The following is a 22591-nucleotide window of genomic DNA, read 5'->3' as shown; positions in this document are numbered from 1 at the left end:
TATGGTATATGATGTTGTTATTGTAGGCGGCGGTGGAGCCGGTTTAATGCTAGCAAGAGAATTATCAAAGCAGAAGTATTCAATTCTTATACTGGACAAGAATAAAGATTTACTAGATTTTACGTTCTATACTTTAGCAAGCTTCATGGGTGTGAAAAGTTTTGGCTTTACTGAAAATGTAATATGTCAAAAAATCAATAAAATTTGTGTTAAATCAAGTAGGTTTTCAGAAACTATAAATGGCGATTTATATACTTTAGATAAAAAGTTGATTCACGAAGAATTATTAGCCTCTCTAGATGTTGATAATGTAGATATACTGAAGAATACTAAGGTTGTAGATATCCATAGAAAAGATAATGCTTTTACATCTATTGTGGATGATAAAGGTAACGAATATACAGGTAAAATATTTGTTGATTGCACAGGAACAGCCGGTGTTCTAAGTAAAAAAGTTGGTATTCAAAGTGATGATTTTGGGTTAGCCACTGGTGTTGAGTACAACGTAAGATATTCAGGAGACGTTAATAAAATATATCTATTACTAGGAAAACAATATAAAGGAGGTTATGGCTGGATATTCCCTCTAAAAGACAATCGAGGAATTATTGGGTTTGGTACAGTTGATAACTCAATTAAGAAGGAACTTAAAAAAAGATTGCAAGAGATTATTGAATTACCTGAAATCAAAAAAATCGTTACGTTAGATAGGAGTAAAGTTGAAGGCGGAAGCATTCCTATTACACCAGTAATTGAAAAGTTTGTATTGAATAATTTGGTATGTGTTGGAGATAGTGTTTCTCAGGTGAATCCAATCGCTGGAGAAGGATATAAGTTTGTTTTTGAGTCTGCACTTTTGGCTAGTGAGGCTATCAAAAATGCTCTAGAAAATAATAATTTATCCCTATTAGGAACTTACGAGGAAAAGTGGAAAAGTCGTTTTTTATCCAACTATAAACGTTCAAAAGTTGCGCAAGAAAGAATTCAAGGTTTTTCTAAAAGTGACGTGTTAGTGGATTTGGGAGTTTTACTCCTAAAAATGAGAAGTGATTCTAAAAACTTAAAAACCTTATCAGGAGAATATTATTAGAATTATAATAGAATCTCTAACTAGATTACAGATATTTCACAACTCTTAAAATGTACCAAAATAATGCAGGTCGATGTAATATTTTGTTAATTAAGACAGCCTTTAAGTTTCGTTTAAAAATAAATTATATTTTTACAATCTAATTAAACTACAAAAAAAACTATGGAAAATTCATTTAACTCATTTGACAATGATAGAGTGCTAATTGCTCAATCAACTGAAGTAGAAAGAGTAGAGTTCTACAAAAAAACCTATGCGCATGTTGCAGGTGGAGTTTTATTATTCATCATTTTTGAATATTTATTGTTACAAAGTAACGCAATAGTTGAATTTACATTATCAATGACTCAAGGATATAAATGGTTATTAATGCTTGGAGGTTTTATGTTGATTACAAACTACGCAGAAAGTACAGCTTTGCGCACAACAGATAAAAATTTACAGTATATGGCTTATGCTGGATATATTTTTGCACAAGCTTTTATTTTTATTCCTCTGATTTACATTGCGGTTGCTTATACTGAAAGTTTTGAAGTGTTACAACAAGCAGGAATTGTTACCTTGACATTATTTGCAGGATTGTCTGCAGTTGTAATAATGACTAAAAAAGATTTTTCTTTTCTGAGATCTGCTTTAACGATAGGTTTCTTTATTGCTATTGGATTAATATTAGCTGGAACTTTATTCGGTTTCAATTTAGGACTTTGGTTCTCTGTAGGAATGTGTGTTTTAGCAGGAGGCTCTATTTTATACCAAACATCAAACTTAGTAAACAAATTTACTACAGAAGATTACATTCCAGCGGCATTAGGATTATTTGCATCTTTAATGTTGTTATTTTGGTATGTATTACAAATCTTCTTAAGTAGAGATTAATTTTAATTACAATCGTTTATATATAAAAAAAGGCTCGAATATTCGAGCCTTTTTGATTTTAGTAATTTTCATTTTCTATTGTTCCAACCATTTTCTAAACTCCGCTGTTGTCGAAGTACTTGTCATTGGCTTTTCTTTACACCCTGAAATTGTCAGTAATAATCTATTTTTAAAGTGACTCTCAATATTTTCTATAAATTCTATATTGATAACTTCACTTCTGTTAATCTTGAAAAATTTACTTGGATTTAATTGTTTAGATATACTTCCTAACGATTGCGATATGGTATGTCTTTTTCCATTGTAATCAGTTGCAATACAAAAATCTCCTGAAGCTTCAATTAAGGAAATATCAACAACGTTTAGCAATTGTATTCCTTTACTTTTTTTAATAACGAAACGTTTTTTAAAAGTTGTGTTTTCTTCTTTTAATGTCGATTTCAGTTCATTAATTACCTCTGTGTTCAAATTTCCATAAACACCTTTTTTGAAAAGTGATTGGTATTTTTCTACAGCACTATTAAATTCCTTTTTGGTATAAGGTTTTAAAATGTATGCAATTCCATTAGAGTTAAAAGCTTTAAATAAATATTCATCATGAGCAGAGCAAAATATAATAGGAGTGGTTATAGAAACATCATCAAATAGATCGAAAGAAATACCATCTAATAATTGAATATCAGATAAAATAACATCATAAACATTACTTTCTAAAAGTACTTTTCCATTTTTAATGCTTCTTGCCCAATCGAAATCTACTTCTTCAATATTGAAGTATTCATTTAAATAGGTGTTAAGTTTTTGATAAGCAGGGATTTCGTCTTCTAGAATTAATATTTTCATAGTATTGATATTCAATTAACTTAATAATGGGAATAGTAACCTTAAATTCATCTTCAGTATTAATCACAGTAATCTCTTGGTCTGATAACAACTGATATCTAGTTTTTAAGTTCTGCAGTCCTGTTCCGAAGGATTCTTTATTACTTATTACTGAGGATTTAGTGTTAATAACAGATAACCTATCTTCTTCAATGATTATAGAAACCTTTATAGGAAAGGTGTCTGGTTTGTTATGTTTAACAACGTTTTCTAAAAGTGTTTGAATTGCTCCTGTTGGAGTATATTTATCAAAAATAGCAGCCTTATTTTGTATGTCGAAATCATAATCTTTGTCAAATCTTGTTTGAATGAGAAAAATGTAGTTTTCAGCTAATTGAATTTCTTCGGAAAGCTCCATTACTTCCGAATCTTTTGTTTTAATTAGATATCTGTAAATTAATGAAAGTCGATTAATATACTCTTTTGCTTTTTCAGTATTAGAGTCTATTAAACTGTCTAATGTATTTAGGTTGTTAAATAAAAAATGAGGATCAATTTGTGAGCGTAATAACTTCAATTCATTTTCTTTTTGCTGCTCTTTTATTTCGAAAATTTGAGCCTGACCTTCATAGAATTTTTTAGTTAGTAATAATGCAAAAGGAAAAGAAACATCTTTAACGCTTCTGCTAATCATTTTAAAAATAAAGTCCATTCCTTTCGGGAATTGACTCCAATCATTTTTACCTGACCAATAACCAATAGTATATTCGATACCAGTCGTAACGATCATTACCGTTAGTGCAATAAGAGTGTAGAGAACATATTTCTTTCCGATTACAAACTTAGGTGTTATCCAAAAAGTAAGCACATATATAGTTGTGCAAGTGGCAATAAGTTCAGCGGGAAAATCAAATACATACTCTCGAACATAGGCTCCTCTTGTGTAGTAATCATCAAATTGCATGATAAAATCTACAAAAAAGTAAATTCCTAATATTAAATAGTCAGTTTTATTGAGTTTGGTGTTCATTTTTGATTTTTGAATTGAAAAAGATTAATCCATAACCAATTGCAGTAATCGTGTACACATAAATCAATCTTGAAGGAATAAATCTACCAAAAAAAACAGTTAACGTTGCTAAAATTACTAATGTTACTCCAATCTTATTTGCTTTAAAATAATTTAAGGCTAGTATGAATAAACCAACATTTATGAAATTCGGACCTGTTGAAATGAACGGTTTCCATATAGAGGGAAACTTATATAAGTGACTTCCCAACTGATTTCTGATATCCTGTGTTGGTTGACTCCACCATATAAAGTCTAAAACACACATTCCAAGTATTGACACTATTCCAATCATTATTACTGGTATGCCTATGTAAGTAAATATACTTTTTGGAAATTGTATCAGCTGAGGAATCATTAAAGAAACTCCTATGAATAATGACCAATGAGCAAAGTCGATAGGTCTTAAGGCATACACAAATTCTATTCCTCGAGATAGTAATAATTGACCGAGAGCCTCAAAAAGTAATCCGGCTACAAAGAGTTTAGGGTATAAGTGGTTGTATTTTAAGTTTACATTCGACTGTTTTAAAACCAACAATATATTTCCAATAGCAAAAATAGCATAACCAATTACCATAATGTAGTGATAATCTCTAGGTAAAATTAAACCTCCTAATGCCACTAATATTGCTCCGATATTTACGGATAAAACTTCTTTTAAGTTTGTTTTTGTATAATCATAAGATTGAATGGTAAACCCAGTAAAAAAGAATGTTGGTCCTACAGATATAAAAACTGGCCAAATAGCAGGTTGGTTTACTAAATGGAAGTACATATCATTTCTCGCGTCTTGATTACCATTATAACTCCATAGAACAAAATCAATAACACACATACCAATACTGGTAATAATTCCAATTAAAGTAAGAGGTAATCCAATTTTAGAAAATATTCCTTTATTCAGTGATAATGCTCCAGGTATAACAAATACGCAGCCTAATAACAAAGTCCAATGAATAAAATCAACCGGTCTTAAAAGCTCAATAATGTCCGTTAGAGAAAAAGATATTTGAGCTAAGATTAATAAAGTGAAACCTAAAATGAACGATGCGTTAACTAGTTTGTTTTTTTTCATTATCTGTTCGTTTAATCGTTGCTATCTATTCTATTTTCTTCATCTTTTGAAGAGTTACTTTTAGATTTCTTTTTACCAAATTTAGAACCAAAATTATAGGTAAGTCTTAATTGAACATTTTGTCTAGATCCATTACTCTCAATGTTCGCATTAATATTGTCGTAGTTAACTCGTCCAACAAAACCTCTATCCAATACTTTATTAATTCCTAAGTTTACTTTTAATCTATCTTCTAAGAACTTCTTACCAAATGAGAAGCTCAAATTACCGATCCAACCTACATCGATTTGACCTTCTAATGCTCCTGATCCAAAATAACTCGACATTTCGGCATTTACAGCCCAAGGTAGTTTATAACTAGCTTGCGTATACCATCCGTAATTCCATTTGGTCAGCAATAAGTTTGGATTTAATTCATCAGATGCAAATTTATTATAATCAACAATGAAGCCTGTGAAACCTTCTAATCCTTTTATAAAGTCTAAAGGTCCGAATAATCTAAAATTCCAGTTTTTTCTATCTTTAAGATTGATGGTTGTTCTAGAGATTTGAGCGGTAGCATCGTCTTGAGAAATGAATAAAAATAAATTGTCTTTTGTCACACTGTAGGCAACGGTAAAAAACGGTTGACTATCAAATGTCAGGTTAAACTGATAATTATTAGTAAAAGCAGGTTTTAGATTTGGGTTTCCTACTTCCGATGTTAACGGATCATAAACCGTTACAAATGAGTTTAAACTGTTGTAATTTGGTCTTCTAATTCTATAACTATAAGCAACATTTACGCCAAGTTGTTCTGTAAGTTTTCTGCTAACAGATGCACTAGGAAATAGTTGAGAAATGACTCTTGTTCGAGTTTCATTGGTACTTATTGAGGTACCTTTTGTGTTACTGTTTTCATATCGTAAACCACCTGATAAAGACCAATCGCCAAAAGAAGCATTTACTTTTGAATATAGTGCAAAGATGTTTTCATCTATTAAAAAACGATTACTATTATCTGGTTGAAAATCAAAGTCTCCATTCGTGTTTTCGGTAAATAATTTTAAATCGCTATCAGTACCTACTTGAGAGTATTTTGATCCTGTACTTAATTTTAAGTTTTCTGAAAACGTTTTTACATAATCAATTTTATAGGTATTAATTGTGTATTTGCTATTTTGAAGATAACGTTGATTCGTAAAAGGAACCGTGTTTCCTATTACAGCATAAATATCATTGGTGTTGTCGTTATTGAAGTTGATATAGTTGAAATCAACTAATAACTTGTCTGTCTCTGTCTTGAATTCGTAATACGGATTAATACTAAACGTATTTCTGTCTCTATCAAAAGTATTTTCAGTTACAAAACGCTCAAATGAAGAATTAGAAGTTATATCAGTATTGCTTTTAGAAATTCTATCCGAAGTAGAGTTGTTAAATCTAGAACCTATTCCAATTGAGTTTTTTTCATTTATATAGTAGTCAATACTTCCGCCTACCCAAATTCTTTTAGGGTCAAAAGGTTCAATCGTTGCTTGGTCGTATGTTGTGTCGTCAACTGTTCTTTGAATAAATAAGTCGTCTCTCCAAGTAGGAGCAGAATAACCTGTGTTTAATTGCCAGTTCAGTTTGTTTTTATAACTGGCAATCGATGCATTGGTTCCGTATTCAAAACCTTCATCTTCACCAACCCATAAACCAACACTTCCATGAGTCCCTAATCGGACGTTCTTTTTTAGAATAATATTAATAATCGGTCCTGATCCTTCTGCATCAAATTCTGCTCCCGGCTGTTCGATTAATTCAACTTTGGCAATATTATCCGCCGGTAAATCTTGCAAAAGAGTATCCATGTCCATATAATCTGTGGTTTTACCATTGATTAAAATGCGAACATCAGATCTTCCAGCAAAGCTTATTCCGTTATTCGTTACAATAACTCCAGGAACACGCTTTACAACATCTTCTAAACTGTTGTTTAACATTTCTGAATTTTGAAGATCAACTACTAGTTTTTCTGCTGTTTGCTTGATAACAGGTCTTTTACTTTGGATAACAACTTCGTTTAATGATTGATTTTCCTCTTTTAGAATAAAATCAAATGACTTACTGTCGCTTAAGTCGAATTTTTCTGTAGTTTTTGTTTGAAACCCAAGCATCGAGATTTCAATAAAATAGCTTCCTTCAGAGATGTTTTCAAAACGGTAATATCCTTCGTCGTCTGAAACGGCTCCTTTAGGGTTTGAACTTTTGTTTTCACTAAACAAAATAATGTTAGCAAAAGGAAGAGGTTGATTTTTTTTGTCTGTTACTTTTCCTGTTATTGTATGTTGGGCAAGAATTTGAAAAGAGTAAAGGGTAATAAATGTTATAAAAGACTTTCTAATGTACGTTTTCATTGTGATTTTCATTTTTCTAATGACAAGTCAAAATTAGACTTGTTACAACTCATTGAAAATTGAAAACCGATGGAATGGGATAAATTTCGGTTGAATTAGGTTTATAGATTACATTTTGTCAATAAACTCTTTTGATTTTGGAGTAGTCTTCTCTTTTCTATTAGGTTTTTTCCCTGGAAATACTAAAGAAGTACTTGAGAAAGTAGTTCCAAAGTTAACTTTTGCATAATATACTTGGCTTACAGCATCAAGAACTTGTTCCTCAGTTAATTCTTTTAAAGGGTGAATAAAAACTGACCAAAGCACATTGTCAGAAATTGCGTATTTAACGTCTAATGCTGTATGGAAATTTGCCATCAATGAAGCAGTTTTTAATCCTTCAGAAAGTTTTTCGCTTTCTATTATGGGAGACATAATACGCATTCTATTATGGGTAGAGTCCGCAATAGTTATAAAAGCAGTATTTCTAATGATAAATCTCCATTGCGATTTGTTACTTACGATACTGTCACTTATTATCTCCAGTATATTGCCAAGTTTATTTGGTGTCATTTTTTGGCTGTAGTTATTCCAAAATGTAAAAGTGGTTAAGAGAAGAACGAATATGCTTTTTTTCATGATGTTGATTTTTTAGTTAGACGAAAGCAGATATAAAAAATAACAAAGGCTTCCAAATTGGAAGCCTTTGTTATTTTATTTTTAAAACGAGAAATACTAGTCTCTACTACCTAAAACTTGAAGAGCCCAGTATGCCAGCATTGCTAATGAGCCCAAAGCAGCAACTAAATAAGTTCTTGCAGCCCATTTAAGAGCATCTTTTGATCCTGCCAATTCTTCACGACTCACTATATTTTTGTTTTCAAGCCAAGCCAAAGCTCGGTTACTAGCATCATATTCAACAGGCAATGTGATAAAGCTAAATAATGTACCCATTGCCATAAAAATTAAACCAGCAATGGCAACATAAAATCCAATACCAGCATTTCCAGATGCTGCACCGAATGCAATACCACCAATAATCATCCATTGCGAAAATCGTGAGGTAATACTAACCATCGGCACTAATTTAGATCGCATTTGTAACCATTCATACGCTTGTGCATGTTGAACTGCATGTCCAACTTCATGGGTTGCTACAGCTGCTGCTGCTGCGTTTCGCTGGTTGTAAACACCTTCACTTAAATTTACTGTTTTATTTTGCGGATTATAGTGATCTGTTAGCATTCCGGGTGTAGAAATTACCTTTACGTCATAAATCCCATGATCAGCCAGCATTTTTTCGGCGATTTCAGCCCCACTCATTCCATTTCTTAAATGAACTCTAGAGTATTTTTTGAATTTTGTTTTTAAAGTACTACTTACTATCCAACTGAATAGACTTATAATACCTATAAGAATATAAAAACCTATCATAATCGTTCTAATTAATTTTCAAATATTGTTTTGTTTGATAAATTTACAACATAAATTATTCCATTTTATAAAATAGGGGTTAAAGTTGACAAAATGGCAAACAAACCAAAGATTTTACTAGTGTATACTGGCGGTACTATCGGTATGATAAAAGATTATAAAACAGGTGCACTAAGAGCTTTTGATTTTAATCAAATCCAAGAAAAAATTCCAGAATTACAACATTTAAACTGTGATATTTCAACTATTTCATTTGAGGAACCTATTGATTCTTCAAATATGAATACAAGTTATTATGTGCAAATTGCTGAAATAATTAAAACAAATTATAGTAACTATGATGGTTTTGTGGTGTTAACAGGTTCTGATACGATGTCTTATACATCTTCTGCTATAAGTTTTATGTTTGAAAATCTTCAAAAGCCAGTTATTTTTACTGGTTCTCAGTTGCCTATTGGTGACTTGAGAACAGATGCTAAAGAAAATTTAATTACATCTATTGAGATTGCTTGTGCAACAGAGAATGATCTGCCAATAGTTAGAGAGGTTGGATTGTATTTTGAGTACAAATTGTATAGAGCAAACCGAACCACAAAGATTAATGCTGAACAATTTGAAGCTTTTGCTTCTATGAATTATCCACCGTTGGCAGAAAGTGGAGTGCATTTGCATTTTAATCATCATTTATTATATAGAAATGAGAATGAAGAAAGTCAGTTGATATATAGGAAGAACTTAATTGATGATATTGTTATTTTAAAGCTATTTCCAGGGATTACGCCAAAGGTGATCTCAACAATTTTAAACATCGAAAATCTCAAAGGTGTTATTTTGGAAACCTATGGTTCTGGAAATGCACCAACTGAAGATTGGTTTGTAAATATGATAGCAGATGTAATACAAAAAGGTGTGAAAGTAGTCAATGTGACACAGTGCGCAGGCGGAAGTGTTATTTTAGGATTATACGAAACGAGTACAGATTTAAAAAGAATCGGTATTATTGATGGAAAAGATATTACTTCTGAAACTGCTGTAGCGAAAATGATGTATCTTTTAGGAGAGAATTTATCTCAAGAAGAATTTAAGTTTTACTTTGAGAAACCATTAAGAGGAGAGATGAGTTTGCAGACTTAATACATATTTTATAAATTTATGTATCAAAAAGAAAAAGTTTTTTAACAATTAGCGTTAATTTTTTTTAATGTACCAACATTTTTTTGTTACTTGGCTCTCTGAAAACTGGCAGGGTTGGTCGATGTAAGCTTATTATTTTAAATAGGCTGCTCGTAATCAGGCTGGTTAGCTATATAAAAATTTGTATTTTTAACACGTTAACTATTTTTAAATTAATTATAACAAAATGAAAAAAGCAGTAAATGTCCTAACTCTTACAGGATTTATGTTCTTTGGGGCTATTCAATCAACTTTTGCACAAGACGCGGAAAAAACTTTTCACCAAGAGTTAAAGCAACGTTTTATTGAAGGAGATCCAACGTTTATGGGTATTGTATTAGTTGCCTTAATTTTAGGTTTAGCTATTGCAATCGAAAGAATTATTTACTTAAACATGGCGACTACTAACACTAAAAAATTAATTGCTAGTGTAGATGACGCTTTAAGTTCTGGTGGTGTTGAGGCAGCAAAAGAAGTTTGTAGAAATACTAAAGGACCAGTTGCTTCTATTTTCTTCCAAGGATTAGAGAGAGCTGATGAAGGATTAGATGCAGCTGAAAAAGCAGTAGTTGGATACGGAGGAGTTCAAATGGGATTATTAGAGAAGAACATTTCTTGGTTATCTTTATTTATCGCACTTGCACCAATGTTAGGATTCATGGGTACTGTAATTGGTATGATCGAGGCCTTCGATAAAATTCAGGTTCAAAACGATATCTCGCCAGCAGTAGTAGCAGGAGGTATTAAGATTGCACTTTTAACAACAGTATTTGGTTTAGTTGTAGCAATTATCTTACAGATTTTCTATAACTATATCGTATCAAAAGTAGATAGTATCGTAAACAATATGGAAGATGCTTCTATTTCTTTAATCGATTTATTAGCTAAGTATAAAAAATAATATCTAGCATGAATAATAAAATTTTAACAATATTAATTGCCATTATTGGTGTTGTAGGTATAGGTTTTTATGCCAACATTATGATGGTAGATAAAGACGATGTTGCGGCTATTGACGGTGCATCTTCACCAATGGTGTCGTTCGCGATTTTTCTTTTAATTGCGGCAGTGGTTGTAGCTGTTGTAGCATCTTTATTAGGATTCTTTAAAAACCCAGCAGCGCTTAAAAGAGCAATTTTGGGTATAGTTAGTTTGGGAGTTGTAATTCTTGTTTCTTATTTGATTGCTGATGCTAATCAAGTAATTAATGCAAACAATGAAGTAATTGCAGCAGCAGATAGTTCTGTTTCTAAGTTAACTAGTACAGGAATTTGGGGAAGTTTATTCTTGCTTGTAATAGCAGGAGCTTTCTTTGTATTTGATTTATTAAAAGGATTAATTAAATAATTTATCATGGCAAGAAGAGAAAACCCAGAAATTAATGCAGGTTCGATGGCAGATATCGCCTTCTTGCTACTTATCTTTTTCCTTGTAACAACAACAATGGATGTGGATTCAGGTATTTCAATGAAATTACCAGAAAAACCACCAGCAAATTACGATCCACCAAAAATTAAAGAGAAGAATATCTTTGAGATTAGTATTAACAGAAATAACGATTTGTTTGTAGACGGAGATGTTATGGTGTTAAAAGATCTTAAGGAAGCTGCTAAGAAATTTATTGATAACGGTGGAGGTATTGGTAACCCAATGCCAGGAGAAGAGAAGGGTAAAGAATGTGATTACTGTACTGGAGATAGAAACCCTGAGTCATCTGATCACCCTAATAAGGCAATTATTTCAATCGAAAGTGATAGAGCTTCAGATTACGAGGTATACGTAAGTATTCAAAACGAATTGAGAAGAGCTTACACAGAGTTAAGGAATAAATTGGCTCTAAAAAAGTTTAAAAGAACTTTTGACGAGATAGAGGAGGCTTATAAGAAAAGTGGTAATAAGGATGAGAATTTAGAAGCTCAAGTTAAAATGATCAAAAATGCTTATCCACAAATTATTACTGACTTAGAACCGACAGGTACTGAATAATTTAATTATAAAAACAATTAGATATGGCAAAATTTGGAAAAAAGAAAAAAGGGACACCGGCTATTTCGACTGCCTCTTTACCTGATATTGTTTTTATGTTACTTTTCTTCTTTATGGTAACTACCGTAATGAGAGAGACAGACTTACAGATTAATAGCCCTAAGTTACCTAGTGCAACAGAAGTAAAGAAGCTTGAACAAAAAAGCTTAGTTACTACAATCTATGTTGGTCAGGCTAAAGAATCGGATAAGTATGGTAAAAAGTATAACAGTATACAGTTAAACGATAAGATTGCAACTGCTGACGATATTCCAGCGTTTATTTTTGATGCTAGAACTAAAGTTCCAGAAGAGAATCATCCAAGAATGACAACTTCTATTAAGGCAGATAAGCAAATGAGTGTGGGTACTTTAACAGATATTAGACAAAGATTGAGAGATGTTAACGCTCTTAAATTAAGTTTGTCAACTCACAAGGGAAGTACTATTAGTGAATAAATTTCATTTTGATTTATTATATAAAAAAAGAGCAATTTTTTAATTGCTCTTTTTTATTTTAAAAGTGCGTTATATATTTATAATATGAGATTGAGATTCTTTATTGTATTATCTATTATGTTTTGTTCTTATTCTGTGGCTCAGAGAGATTCTTTAAGATTAGGACAAAAATACTGGGAAGATCAATTGTATATGGCAATTTCATATAATGTTATGAGAAATCAGCCTGAATCGGCTGAAACAACTGGTTTTTCATATAGTTTGTCTTTCGGTTATATAAAAGACGTTCCGTTTACGAAAAAAGGGAATTTTTCTGCAGGATTAGGTGTTGGTTATAGTTACAGTTCCTTTAATCATGATTTACAAGTGGTTGATGACAATACGCTACAAATAGCTGACGGTATTGTTGCTAATAAACTTAAAACGCATAATTTAGAGTTCCCTATTCAGTTTAGGTGGAGAACATCTGATGCTGTTACCTATTCTTTTTGGCGAGTTTATGCAGGCTTAAATTTAAGTTATAATTTAAATAATTCATTCTCCTATGAATTGAATACCCAAGCTGTGGAGTTTTCAAATATTCCTATTTACAATAAGTTTCAAAGTGGTTTAGAACTGTCTGCCGGATATGGTGCTTTCAATTTTTATTTTTACTATGGCTTGAGTCCAGTATATCAAAATGTGGAGATTAATGGAGATGAAGTCACTTCTAAAATAACCAAGTTCGGACTAATATTTTATTTACTATAAAATAAGATATGTAATAAGTTGACATCCTATTCCTAAAATAAACCCTAAATAAACCTCTTTTGGTGTGTGCGCTTTCAAATATAACCTCGACGATGCTAAAAGCCCAGAAAGAAGTATTAAAATGATTATAAGAGGTAAAACAGATGTGTCATATAAAAGTTGGAACACAATAAAGTATCCAACAGCACTTCCTATAGAGAGTAAATGGATGCTTGTTTTCACACCTGTAAAAAAAATCAGGTAGATACAAATTAACCCTAAGAGCGTGCCATAGAATAAATAAGCTAGGTCTTGAGAGTTTCTGAAATAGCTGAAATATCTGGCTAAAACTAAGAATACGCACATCATTATTAATAATGGCATTTTTCGTTCTCTAATTGAAGGAAGATTAACAGAGTTGATTCTCCTAGTCAGTTTTAGAAAAATCAATATAAATATTGGCAATATATACGTTCCTAAGAAAACAATACTTAAAAAGTATAATTGTTCTCTAATATCAACTTGGTAAGGATATAAATAGAAGTATAGTAATAAACCAATTGTAGGCATTACTATGGGATGTAAAATAGTTGATAAGAATTTGTGCCAGCGCATTTATATTTCTTTTCTTAAACGAGCTACAGGAATATCTAGTTGCTCTCTATATTTTGCAACAGTTCGTCGTGCAATTGGATAACCTTTTTCTTTTAAAATACCAGATAATTTCTCATCCGTTAAAGGTTTCTTTTTATTTTCTTCAGCGATTACATTTTCTAAAATCTTTTTGATTTCTCTCGTAGAAACATCTTCACCTTGATCATTTTTCATTGATTCTGAAAAGAATTCTTTTATCAATTTAGTTCCATAAGGTGTAGAAACATATTTACTATTTGCAACACGTGATACCGTAGAAACATCCATGTTGATAGTGTCTGCAATATCTTTCAAAATCATTGGTTTTAGTTTACGCTCATCACCCGTTAAGAAATAATCATATTGATAATGCATAATTGCGTTCATTGTTACTAATAACGTCTGTTGACGTTGTTTAATAGCATCAATAAACCATTTTGCAGCATCCAATTTTTGTTTAATGAACATAACAGCATCCTTCTGAGATTTAGTTTTATCCTTAGAGTCCTGATATCCTTTTAACATGTTGTTGTATTCCTTAGAAACATGTAACTCTGGAGCATTTCTTGAATTTAGTGTTAATTCTAATTTACCTTCAATAATTCTGATGGTAAAATCTGGAACAATTTGTTCTGCAATTTTATTATTTCCAGCGTAAGAACTTCCCGGTTTCGGGTTGAGTTTAGATATTTCAGAATTCACTTCTTTAAGTTCTTCCTCAGAGATATCAAACTTGTCTAGTAACTTCTTATAGTGTTTTTTTACAAAATGATCAAAAGCACTTTCTAAAATTTGTATAGCTAATGCACGTATTTTAGTCTCAGATTTAGATTTTAACTGAATAATTAGGCATTCCTTTAAATCTCTTGCACCAACACCAATTGGATCTAATCTTTGGACTACGTTTTTTAGTACGTGAGCTACTTTTTCTTCTGTAGTAAATACATTTTGAGTAAAAGCTAAATCATCAATTAAATCGATTAATTCTCTTCTTATGTAGCCACTTTCGTCAATACTGCCAACTAAAAATTCAGCAATGGCTTTTTCTTCTTCATCTATTCTGAATGTATTTAATTGATTTTTTAAAGATTGATGAAATGTAGTCCCTGCCGCATAAGGAACATGTTTCTCTTCATCGTCCGAAGAGTAATTATTTGTCTGAGTCTTATAGCTTGGATATTCATCATCACTTAAATATTCATCAATGTTGATATCTTCTGCGTCAATTTTTTCGTTTCCAGAATCGTCATAATCAACATCGTTTGAAAAATCATCTTCAAAATTATCACTTTCTTCTTTTCCTGTATCCAAAGCCGGATTTTCTTCAATTTCCTGTTTTAAACGTTCTTCAAAGGCCTGAGTAGGCAGTTGAATTAGTTTCATCAACTGAATTTGTTGAGGCGACAGTTTTTGAAGTAATTTCTGATGTAAACTTTGTTTTAGCATAAATACAAATATATGAATTCGGTAAAAATAAAATCGCCATTCTTGTTAGGAATGGCGATTCGTATATGTATTTTATAATTCTTTTTAGAATTCTGCATTTTGAGGTGTCCTTGGGAAAGGAATCACATCTCTAATATTACTCATTCCTGTAGTAAATAATACTAAACGCTCAAAACCTAATCCAAATCCAGAGTGAACTGCAGTTCCGAATTTACGAGTATCTAAATACCACCATAATTCTTCCTCTTCAATATCTAAAGCAGCCATTTTTTCTTTAAGAACATCTAAACGCTCTTCTCTTTGAGAACCACCAACCATTTCTCCAATTCCTGGGAATAACACGTCCATTGCTCTTACAGTTTTTCCATCTTCATTTAAGCGCATGTAGAAAGCTTTAATGTTAGCTGGATAATCGAATAAAATAACTGGACATTTAAAGTGTTTTTCAACTAAATAACGCTCGTGTTCAGATTGTAAATCTGCTCCCCACTCATCAATTAAATATTGGAATTTCTTCTTCTTATTCGGTTTACAGTTTCGCAAAATATCAATTGCTTCTGTGTAAGAAACTCTTTTGAAATTGTTGTCAACGACAAATTTGATTTTTTCAATTAAAGACATTTCACTTCTTTCAGCTTGTGGCTTCGATTTTTCTTCTTGAAGTAATCTGTTTTCTAAGAAAGCTAAATCATCTTTACAGTTATCTAAAACATATTGTAAAACGTATTTTATGAAGTCTTCAGATAAATCCATGTTTGCATCCAAATCGTTAAATGCAACCTCAGGTTCAATCATCCAGAATTCTGCTAAGTGACGTCTAGTATTCGAGTTTTCAGCTCTAAATGTCGGTCCGAATGTATATACTTTTCCTAGTCCCATTGCATACGTTTCAGCTTCTAGTTGTCCAGATACTGTTAAATTCGTTTGCTTTCCAAAGAAGTCTTGAGTGTAATCCACTTCACCATCGTCATTTAATGGAGCTTTGTTCGCTTCAAAGTTTGTAACTCTAAACATTTCTCCAGCTCCTTCAGCATCTGATCCAGTAATAATTGGAGTATTTACATAGTAAAATCCGTTTTGCTGAAAATACTGATGAACAGCAAAAGATAATGTTGAACGCACTCTCATAACTGCACTAAAAGTATTTGTTCTCACACGTAAGTGAGCTTGTTGTCTTAAGAACTCTAATGAATGTTTTCTAGGTTGTAAAATTGTTTTTGAAACTTCTTCTGGATCTGCATCTCCTAAAATTTCAACATTCGTTACCTGAATCTCCACTGATTGTCCTTTTCCTTGACTTTCAATTAAAGTTCCGTTAACTGAAATAGCAGCGCCGGTAGTAATTCTTTTTAATAAAGCTTCATCCGTATTCTCGAAATCAACAACACACTGAATATTATTAATAGTAGAACCATCATTTAACTGGATAAAACGATTACTTCTAAACGCTCTTACCCAACCTTTAACATTTACTTCTTGTAGAAGTTTTTCTGAAGCTAATAATTCTTTTACGCTACTTGTTTTCATATTCTTTAAAAAATTGAGCGACAAAGATAATTTTTTAAAGAGAAATTAACAACGGATTTATCCGATGAATGGGGCTTTTTAAATAAAGACGGTTTTAGCTGTCAGATTTTTCTTTTGGAGGTAAAATCTTGAAATTAGTTTCCTTTAACACTTTTTTATTGGCGATTTTCTTTTCAAAAGATAATAAAAGTGATGGAAGTAATAATAAATTTGAAACCATAGCTAATAAAAGAGTTACTGAAACCAAACCTCCTAAGGCAATTGTTCCACCAAAGCTCGAAACTGTAAACACTAAAAAACCAAAGAAAAGAACTATTGAAGTGTAAAACATACTTACTCCAGTTTCTTTAAGTGCTGAATATACTGCTGGTTTTATTCTCCAATTATTTGCTAGTAATTCTTGTCGGTATTTTGCCAAAAAGTGAATGGTGTCGTCCACGGAAATTCCAAAAGCAATACTAAAAACTAAGATTGTCGATGGTTTAATTGGAATATCAAAGAACCCCATTAACCCTGCTGTCATTAACAAAGGAAGCATATTTGGAATTAACGAGATTAAAATCATTTCTAAAGACCTAAACATCCAAGCCATAAAAATCGAAATTAATAAAATGGCCAATGACAATGATATTACTAAATTATTGATTAAATAATTTGTTCCTTTTAAGAAAACTAAAGCTTTTCCAGTCATGGATACTTCAAACTTTTTATCAGGAAATTGTTTCTGAATAACAGCATTTAGGCGCTCTTGTATAATGTCCATTTTATCCGTTCCTACATCCTTCATAAAAGTGGTTATACGAGCGTAACGTCCGGTACTATCAACAAAATTCTTTAGCATTCCTGAATTCCCTTTCGAATTTTTAGTAAAAGCGAATATAGAACTTTGTTCTTGTCCAGTAGGAAGTTGGTAATACTTTGGATTTCCTTTATAAAAAGCTTGTTTCGAGTATTTAACTAAATTGTTTACGGAAATTGGTTTTGATAATTCAGGAAAAGTTTCAATTGTTTCGTTTAGCTTTTCCATTTTTTTCAGAGTAGAGAGCTTCATAACACCTTTATCTCTTTTTGTGTCTACCAAAATTTCTAACGGCATAATCCCTCCAAACTCCTTCTCGAAAAACTTAATGTCTTTATAGAACTGTTTTCCTTTAGGCATGTCTTCAATTAAGCTTCCTGAAACTCTTATCATATAAAGACCAACCATGCTTAATATAATGATAACTACGGTTGTAATATAAATTGAAATTCGTTGGTGTCTTACGGTGCGCTCCATCCAATTTACTACATTTTCCATCCATTTTTTCTCAAGATGGTTCAGATGTTTCTTTTGTGGAAGAGGCATGAAACTATATAAAATAGGTATAATCAATAATGCTAATATGAAAATACTAATGATATTAATTGATGCTAAAATTCCAAACTCTCGTAATAGTTGACTTTTTACGAAAACGAACGTTGCAAATCCTGAAGCTGTGGTAATATTGGTCATTAACGTTGCGTTTCCAATTTTTGAAATCACACGTTGTAATGACTTAGCTTGATTACCATGTTTTTTAACTTCTTGCTGATATTTATTAATTAAGAATACTGCATTTGGAACACCAATAACAATAATTAAAGGAGGAATAAGGGCTGTTAAAACGGTAAGTTCATAACCGAGCAAACCGATAAAACCAAAGGCCCAAGTTACACCAATTCCTACTACTAGTAGGGTAATGAATGTAGCTCTGAAAGATCTAAAAAAGAAAAAGAATATAATCGCTGTGATGAGTAATGCACCTGCTACGAAGAGTAACATTTCATCCGCAATATTTTGAGAGTTCAATGTTCTGATGTAAGGCATACCTGAAATACGTACATCTAATTTATTGTCTTTTTCAAATTGTGCTACCTCGGGAATAAGATATTTGTTGATGAAATCGGCTCTTTCAGGAGTATTAACTATGTCTTTTTTGAGATAAATGGCTGTTTGAATCGTGCCCTCATCATTATATAGAATGTTTTTATAAAAAGGTAATTTGTCAAAAAGTTCACTCTTTATTTCTTCTATATCATCTTCAGTTGTTGGTTTTTTGTCAAGAAGTGGGGTAACTTCAAATTTACGTTCTTTTCTGTTAGCCTCGAGTTTTTTGATATCTGTTATAGATACAGTAAGTTCAACTTGCGGGTTATTATCTAGTTTTTTTGCAAGATCGTTCCAAGCATTGAACTTTTTTACATTGAAAACCGTGCTGTCCTTAATACCTAAGATGATAAGATTACCTTCTTCACCAAAAATTTCAAGAAATTTGTCATACTCAACATTCACTGGGTGATTCTCAGGTAGTAAGTTTGCTTCTGAGTAGGAAAATCGAATATTATGAGTTTGGGAGACTAAATATGCAGTAATACCAATAATTATAGCTAATACTAGGTAGCGATTTCGTAAAATAAATCCTGCGATTTTAGTCCAAAAAGTCATTCAAAAAAATTTGTGCAAAGGTAGGTTAAAAAGAGGTAATAGAACAAAAAAAAGAGTGTTGTAAACACTCTTCTTGAAAATTATTTCATTGAATTATACTGTCATAATTTCTTTTTCTTTAACAGTATACTTTTCGTCAATCTGTTTTACGTAATTATCAGTTAAATTTTGGATATCTGCCTCAGTATTTTTCTTCATATCATCCGAAACATCCAACTTTTTAATTTCGTTGTTTGCGTCTTTTCTAGCATTCCTAACACCAACTTTAGCATTTTCAGCTTCAGCTTTGGCTTGTTTTGCTAAATCACGACGACGTTCTTCTGTTAACGGTGGTACATTTATAATAATGTTTTCTCCGTTATTCATAGGGTTAAAACCTAAGTTAGCAACCATTATTGCTTTTTCAATTTCTTGCAGCATGTTTTTTTCCCAAGGTTGAATAGAAATTGTTCTAGCATCAGGTGTATTTACGTTCGCAACTTGACTCAAAGGAGTTGCAGATCCATAATAGTCAACTTGAACATTTGCTAACATTGCAGGCGAAGCTTTTCCAGCTCTAATACTACGTAATTCTTTCTCTAAATGAGAAATTGCACTATCCATTGCTTCTTTGGTGCTGTCTAATATAAAATCTATTTCTTCAGTCATTTTTAGAAAAATTTGTAAGTCGGGTTATTCATCCGATTTTATTTGTAATCAACTATTGTTCCAATTGGTTCCCCAGAAACTAATTTAATTAAATTTCCTTTTTTATTCATATCAAAAACAATAATTGGTAATTTATTTTCTTCACTAAGAGTAAAAGCAGTCATATCCATTACTTTTAAACCTTTTTCTATTACATCTTTAAACGTAATAGTTTCGAATTTAATTGCATCTTTATTTTTTTCCGGGTCGTCGTTGTAAATACCATCAACACGGGTCCCTTTTAAAATAGCATCCGCATCAATTTCGATGGCTCTTAAAACAGCTGCTGTATCAGTCGTAAAATATGGGTTACCTGTACCAGCACCAAAAATAACAACGCGTCCCTTTTCAAGATGTCTTATTGCTTTTCGCTTTATGTACGGTTCAGCAACTTCCTTAATTTCTAAAGCAGTTTGCATTCTTGTATATACACCTTCATCTTCGAGTGCGCTTTGCAAGGCCAAACCATTAATACAAGTTGCTAACATTCCCATATGATCTCCTTGAACTCTATCCATTCCATTAGCTGCACCAGCAACACCTCTAAAAATATTACCACCTCCAATTACAATGGCAACTTCGATACCTTTTTCAACTACTTGTTTAATTTCTAAGGCGTATTCTTTTAGTCTTTTTGGGTCAATTCCATAATCACGTTCCCCCATAAGGGCTTCTCCACTTAATTTTAGAAGTATTCTTTTGTATTGCATAGTTTTGTTGAAAGTTGTGCAAATATACAAATATTAGTAACAAAAAAACCTTGCCAAAAGGCAAGGTTTTTTACGAATTTATGTTCAATTAGAATTATCCTAAAGTAACTCTAACAAAGTTTTTAACTTCTACATTACCGTAAGAAGAAACATATTCAGCAACAGTTTTCTTCTCATCTTTAATGAAGTTTTGGTCCAACAAACACTGCTCTTGATCTAAAGTAGTGTTATCAGAAATAAATCTCTCCATTTTTCCTGGTAAGATTTTATCCCAGATTTTTTCTGGTTTACCTTCAGCTTTTAATTGCTCTTTAGCAGCTTCTTCAGCTTTAGCTAAAGCTTCGTCAGTTAACTGTAACCTAGAAACAAATTGAGGAACGTTCTTTAAAGTTTTACCTAAACGAACTAACTCTTCATTATCTTTAATGATAGCAGCAATTCTTGCATCAGTTTCAGCAGCAACGTACTCAGGAGAGAAATCTTTATATGATAAAGTTGTAGCTCCCATTGAAGCAGCTTGCATAGCTAAATCTTTAGTTAATTCAGCAGCTTTTTCAACTGGCTCAGTAATTCCAACTAAAGCAGCAATTTTACCAACGTGAGTATAAGATCCTACGTAAGGAGCTTCGATTCTTTCAAAAGAAGGAATTTCAATTTTCTCACCGATTACACCAGTTTGCTCGATTAATTTTTCAGCAACAGTGTTACCATCACCAAAATCAGCAGCTAAAAAGTCTTCTTTATTAGTAAAGTTAATAGCGATGTCAACAAATTGCTGAGCTAATTCTTTATAACTATCATTTTTAGCAACGAAATCTGTTTCACATGCTAAAACGATTGCTACACCATAAGTGTTGTCATCACTAACTTTAGCGATTGCTACACCTTCAGATGAATCACGATCTGCTCTTTTAGCAGCAATTTTTTGTCCTTTTTTACGTAAGATTTCAATTGCTTTATCGAAGTCTCCTTCAGCTTCTACTAAAGCTTTCTTACAGTCCATCATTCCTGCACCAGTAGTTTCTCTTAACTTTTTTACGTCTGCAGCGCTAATTTTTGACATTTTATGTTTTTTTATTAGTTGTATTAATAATTACAATGATATAATAAAATAAAGGTTTCAATATGATGAAACCTTTAAATTAAAATTTATTTAGCTTCTTCAGCTTTTGCTTCAGTAGTTTCTGCTTCTTTATCAGTTTTAGCCTTTTCCTTGTCAGCTTTTCTTTCAGCTAAACCTTCAGAAATTGCTTCAGTAACATAAGATAAAACTTTGTCGATTGATTTAGAAGCATCATCATTTGCAGGAATTACAAAATCAATCGGTCTTGGATCTGAATTTGTATCAACCATTGCAAAGATTGGAATGTTTAATTTTTGTGCTTCAGCAACAGCAATGTGTTCTTTTTTTACATCAATTACGAATAACGCACCTGGTAAACGAGTCATGTCAGAAATAGAACCTAAGTTTTTCTCTAACTTTTCACGTTGACGGTTGATTTGTAATTTCTCTCTTTTAGATAAAGCATCAAAAGAACCATCTTGCTTCATTCTATCGATAGAAGCCATTTTTTTTACAGCTTTACGAATAGTTACGAAGTTAGTTAACATACCACCTGGCCATCTTTCAGTAATGTAAGGCATGTTTACTGATTTTGCTTTTTCAGCAACGATATCTTTAGCTTGTTTCTTAGTAGCAACGAATAAGATTTTACGTCCTGAGTTTGCTATTTTTTGTAAAGCTGCAGTAGCTTCGTCAATTTTAGCTGAAGTTTTATACAAGTCAATGATGTGAACACCATTACGCTCAGTATAAATGTAAGGAGCCATGTTAGGGTTCCACTTTCTAGTTAAGTGACCGAAGTGTACTCCGTTTTCTAATAATTCTTGAATGTTTGCCATTTTAAAAAAATGTGTTTACGTTCTGTTTTCGCAATATTTCAGTAGTTATTAAGTCTGAAATATTTAGATACTAAACTGTTAATTAATAATATACTCTTATAAATAACA

At 31.8% G+C, this 22591-nt stretch carries 22 protein-coding genes; 8 read left to right on the top strand and 14 right to left on the bottom strand.

The window, feature by feature from the left end:
* Window position 1 precedes the first annotated feature (1 nt).
* Window positions 2-1090 (top strand): NAD(P)/FAD-dependent oxidoreductase, encoded by a 1089-nt coding sequence (locus ACOSP6_RS04565; protein WP_422094127.1) that lies wholly within the window; start codon window positions 2-4, stop codon window positions 1088-1090.
* A 162-nt stretch (window positions 1091-1252) separates the two neighbouring features.
* Window positions 1253-1966, top strand: a complete 714-nt coding sequence (locus ACOSP6_RS04560; RefSeq protein WP_422094128.1) for a Bax inhibitor-1/YccA family protein — start codon at window positions 1253-1255, stop codon at window positions 1964-1966.
* Between the two features lie 75 nt (window positions 1967-2041).
* Here ACOSP6_RS04560 and ACOSP6_RS04555 read toward each other — a convergent pair whose 3' ends face one another.
* The 6 genes from ACOSP6_RS04555 to ACOSP6_RS04530 form a co-directional block, all read right to left on the bottom strand.
* Window positions 2042-2809, bottom strand: a complete 768-nt coding sequence (locus ACOSP6_RS04555; RefSeq protein WP_422094129.1) for a LytR/AlgR family response regulator transcription factor — start codon at window positions 2807-2809, stop codon at window positions 2042-2044.
* Complete coding sequence (locus ACOSP6_RS04550; RefSeq protein ID WP_422094130.1) at window positions 2760-3818, bottom strand: sensor histidine kinase; 1059 nt, start codon at window positions 3816-3818, stop codon at window positions 2760-2762. Before ACOSP6_RS04550 ends, ACOSP6_RS04555 begins: the two co-directional genes overlap by 50 nt.
* Window positions 3799-4935, bottom strand: coding sequence for a hypothetical protein (locus ACOSP6_RS04545; protein ID WP_422094131.1), 1137 nt, complete (start codon window positions 4933-4935; stop codon window positions 3799-3801). The genes ACOSP6_RS04550 and ACOSP6_RS04545 overlap by 20 nt, the downstream gene beginning before the upstream one ends.
* 11 nt (window positions 4936-4946) lie before the next feature.
* On the bottom strand, window positions 4947-7316 hold the full coding sequence (locus ACOSP6_RS04540) for a TonB-dependent receptor domain-containing protein (protein ID WP_422094132.1): 2370 nt from the start codon (window positions 7314-7316) through the stop codon (window positions 4947-4949).
* A 108-nt stretch (window positions 7317-7424) separates the two neighbouring features.
* A complete protein-coding gene (locus ACOSP6_RS04535; protein ID WP_422094133.1) occupies window positions 7425-7934 on the bottom strand; it encodes a hypothetical protein in 510 nt (169 codons plus the stop codon).
* Window positions 7935-8030: 96 nt separating this feature from the next.
* Window positions 8031-8729 carry a zinc metallopeptidase gene (locus ACOSP6_RS04530; protein ID WP_422094134.1) on the bottom strand — a complete coding sequence of 233 codons (699 nt, stop codon included), beginning with the start codon at window positions 8727-8729 and terminating at the stop codon, window positions 8031-8033.
* Window positions 8730-8822: 93 nt separating this feature from the next.
* Here ACOSP6_RS04530 and ACOSP6_RS04525 point away from each other — a divergent pair, with 93 nt between their 5' ends.
* The 6 genes from ACOSP6_RS04525 (at window position 8823) to ACOSP6_RS04500 (ending at window position 13135) form a co-directional block, all read left to right on the top strand.
* Window positions 8823-9863 (top strand): asparaginase, encoded by a 1041-nt coding sequence (locus ACOSP6_RS04525; RefSeq protein WP_422094135.1) that lies wholly within the window; start codon window positions 8823-8825, stop codon window positions 9861-9863.
* Window positions 9864-10089: 226 nt separating this feature from the next.
* Window positions 10090-10803 carry a MotA/TolQ/ExbB proton channel family protein gene (locus ACOSP6_RS04520; protein ID WP_422094136.1) on the top strand — a complete coding sequence of 238 codons (714 nt, stop codon included), beginning with the start codon at window positions 10090-10092 and terminating at the stop codon, window positions 10801-10803.
* An 8-nt stretch (window positions 10804-10811) separates the two neighbouring features.
* Window positions 10812-11249 (top strand): hypothetical protein, encoded by a 438-nt coding sequence (locus ACOSP6_RS04515; protein WP_422094137.1) that lies wholly within the window; start codon window positions 10812-10814, stop codon window positions 11247-11249.
* A 6-nt stretch (window positions 11250-11255) separates the two neighbouring features.
* Window positions 11256-11888: an ExbD/TolR family protein gene (locus ACOSP6_RS04510; protein ID WP_422094138.1), complete on the top strand. Its 633-nt coding sequence runs from the start codon at window positions 11256-11258 to the stop codon at window positions 11886-11888.
* A 23-nt stretch (window positions 11889-11911) separates the two neighbouring features.
* Window positions 11912-12385, top strand: coding sequence for an ExbD/TolR family protein (locus ACOSP6_RS04505; protein WP_422094139.1), 474 nt, complete (start codon window positions 11912-11914; stop codon window positions 12383-12385).
* Window positions 12386-12469: 84 nt separating this feature from the next.
* Window positions 12470-13135, top strand: coding sequence for a porin family protein (locus ACOSP6_RS04500; RefSeq protein ID WP_422094140.1), 666 nt, complete (start codon window positions 12470-12472; stop codon window positions 13133-13135).
* Here ACOSP6_RS04500 and ACOSP6_RS04495 read toward each other — a convergent pair.
* The 8 genes from ACOSP6_RS04495 to rpsB form a co-directional block, all read right to left on the bottom strand.
* Window positions 13130-13729: a hypothetical protein gene (locus ACOSP6_RS04495; RefSeq protein WP_422094141.1), complete on the bottom strand. Its 600-nt coding sequence runs from the start codon at window positions 13727-13729 to the stop codon at window positions 13130-13132. The two genes, ACOSP6_RS04500 and ACOSP6_RS04495, sit on opposite strands and share 6 nt — an antisense overlap.
* Window positions 13730-15193, bottom strand: coding sequence for an RNA polymerase factor sigma-54 (rpoN, locus tag ACOSP6_RS04490; RefSeq protein ID WP_422094142.1), 1464 nt, complete (start codon window positions 15191-15193; stop codon window positions 13730-13732). It abuts the gene before it with no gap.
* Between the two features lie 84 nt (window positions 15194-15277).
* Complete coding sequence (asnS, locus tag ACOSP6_RS04485) at window positions 15278-16720, bottom strand: asparagine--tRNA ligase (protein ID WP_422094143.1); 1443 nt, start codon at window positions 16718-16720, stop codon at window positions 15278-15280.
* Between the two features lie 94 nt (window positions 16721-16814).
* Window positions 16815-19184 carry an efflux RND transporter permease subunit gene (locus ACOSP6_RS04480; RefSeq protein WP_422094144.1) on the bottom strand — a complete coding sequence of 790 codons (2370 nt, stop codon included), beginning with the start codon at window positions 19182-19184 and terminating at the stop codon, window positions 16815-16817.
* Between the two features lie 93 nt (window positions 19185-19277).
* Window positions 19278-19832, bottom strand: coding sequence for a ribosome recycling factor (gene frr, locus ACOSP6_RS04475; protein WP_422094145.1), 555 nt, complete (start codon window positions 19830-19832; stop codon window positions 19278-19280).
* Between the two features lie 38 nt (window positions 19833-19870).
* Window positions 19871-20581 (bottom strand): UMP kinase, encoded by a 711-nt coding sequence (gene pyrH, locus ACOSP6_RS04470; RefSeq protein ID WP_422094146.1) that lies wholly within the window; start codon window positions 20579-20581, stop codon window positions 19871-19873.
* A 94-nt stretch (window positions 20582-20675) separates the two neighbouring features.
* A complete protein-coding gene (gene tsf, locus ACOSP6_RS04465; protein ID WP_422094147.1) occupies window positions 20676-21644 on the bottom strand; it encodes a translation elongation factor Ts in 969 nt (322 codons plus the stop codon).
* An 86-nt stretch (window positions 21645-21730) separates the two neighbouring features.
* Entirely contained in the window at window positions 21731-22483 is a 753-nt protein-coding gene (rpsB, locus tag ACOSP6_RS04460) for a 30S ribosomal protein S2 (RefSeq protein ID WP_422094148.1), read from the bottom strand.
* Window positions 22484-22591 lie beyond the last annotated feature (108 nt).

Source organism: Tenacibaculum sp. MEBiC06402 (genome assembly GCF_049239625.1).
Lineage (GTDB): Bacteria > Bacteroidota > Bacteroidia > Flavobacteriales > Flavobacteriaceae > Polaribacter.
The sequence above is the reverse complement of the archived record's forward strand: the minus strand, read 5'-3'. Positions and strand labels throughout refer to the sequence as shown.

What these genes read in the sequence shown, in the direction of transcription:
- ACOSP6_RS04510 (WP_422094138.1), top strand. Translation starts at nt 11,256, where the DNA reads ATGGCAAGAAGAGAAAACCCAGAAATTAATGCAGGTTCGATGGCAGAT.
- ACOSP6_RS04535 (WP_422094133.1), bottom strand. Translation starts at nt 7,934, where the DNA reads ATGAAAAAAAGCATATTCGTTCTTCTCTTAACCACTTTTACATTTTGG.
- ACOSP6_RS04505 (WP_422094139.1), top strand. Translation starts at nt 11,912, where the DNA reads ATGGCAAAATTTGGAAAAAAGAAAAAAGGGACACCGGCTATTTCGACT.
- ACOSP6_RS04540 (WP_422094132.1), bottom strand. Translation starts at nt 7,316, where the DNA reads ATGAAAACGTACATTAGAAAGTCTTTTATAACATTTATTACCCTTTAC.
- ACOSP6_RS04500 (WP_422094140.1), top strand. Translation starts at nt 12,470, where the DNA reads ATGAGATTGAGATTCTTTATTGTATTATCTATTATGTTTTGTTCTTAT.
- ACOSP6_RS04480 (WP_422094144.1), bottom strand. Translation starts at nt 19,184, where the DNA reads ATGACTTTTTGGACTAAAATCGCAGGATTTATTTTACGAAATCGCTAC.
- ACOSP6_RS04565 (WP_422094127.1), top strand. Translation starts at nt 2, where the DNA reads ATGGTATATGATGTTGTTATTGTAGGCGGCGGTGGAGCCGGTTTAATG.
- ACOSP6_RS04530 (WP_422094134.1), bottom strand. Translation starts at nt 8,729, where the DNA reads ATGATAGGTTTTTATATTCTTATAGGTATTATAAGTCTATTCAGTTGG.
- ACOSP6_RS04560 (WP_422094128.1), top strand. Translation starts at nt 1,253, where the DNA reads ATGGAAAATTCATTTAACTCATTTGACAATGATAGAGTGCTAATTGCT.
- ACOSP6_RS04545 (WP_422094131.1), bottom strand. Translation starts at nt 4,935, where the DNA reads ATGAAAAAAAACAAACTAGTTAACGCATCGTTCATTTTAGGTTTCACT.
- asnS (WP_422094143.1), bottom strand. Translation starts at nt 16,720, where the DNA reads ATGAAAACAAGTAGCGTAAAAGAATTATTAGCTTCAGAAAAACTTCTA.
- rpsB (WP_422094148.1), bottom strand. Translation starts at nt 22,483, where the DNA reads ATGGCAAACATTCAAGAATTATTAGAAAACGGAGTACACTTCGGTCAC.
- tsf (WP_422094147.1), bottom strand. Translation starts at nt 21,644, where the DNA reads ATGTCAAAAATTAGCGCTGCAGACGTAAAAAAGTTAAGAGAAACTACT.
- frr (WP_422094145.1), bottom strand. Translation starts at nt 19,832, where the DNA reads ATGACTGAAGAAATAGATTTTATATTAGACAGCACCAAAGAAGCAATG.
- ACOSP6_RS04520 (WP_422094136.1), top strand. Translation starts at nt 10,090, where the DNA reads ATGAAAAAAGCAGTAAATGTCCTAACTCTTACAGGATTTATGTTCTTT.
- ACOSP6_RS04525 (WP_422094135.1), top strand. Translation starts at nt 8,823, where the DNA reads ATGGCAAACAAACCAAAGATTTTACTAGTGTATACTGGCGGTACTATC.
- rpoN (WP_422094142.1), bottom strand. Translation starts at nt 15,193, where the DNA reads ATGCTAAAACAAAGTTTACATCAGAAATTACTTCAAAAACTGTCGCCT.
- ACOSP6_RS04515 (WP_422094137.1), top strand. Translation starts at nt 10,812, where the DNA reads ATGAATAATAAAATTTTAACAATATTAATTGCCATTATTGGTGTTGTA.
- ACOSP6_RS04550 (WP_422094130.1), bottom strand. Translation starts at nt 3,818, where the DNA reads ATGAACACCAAACTCAATAAAACTGACTATTTAATATTAGGAATTTAC.
- ACOSP6_RS04495 (WP_422094141.1), bottom strand. Translation starts at nt 13,729, where the DNA reads ATGCGCTGGCACAAATTCTTATCAACTATTTTACATCCCATAGTAATG.
- pyrH (WP_422094146.1), bottom strand. Translation starts at nt 20,581, where the DNA reads ATGCAATACAAAAGAATACTTCTAAAATTAAGTGGAGAAGCCCTTATG.
- ACOSP6_RS04555 (WP_422094129.1), bottom strand. Translation starts at nt 2,809, where the DNA reads ATGAAAATATTAATTCTAGAAGACGAAATCCCTGCTTATCAAAAACTT.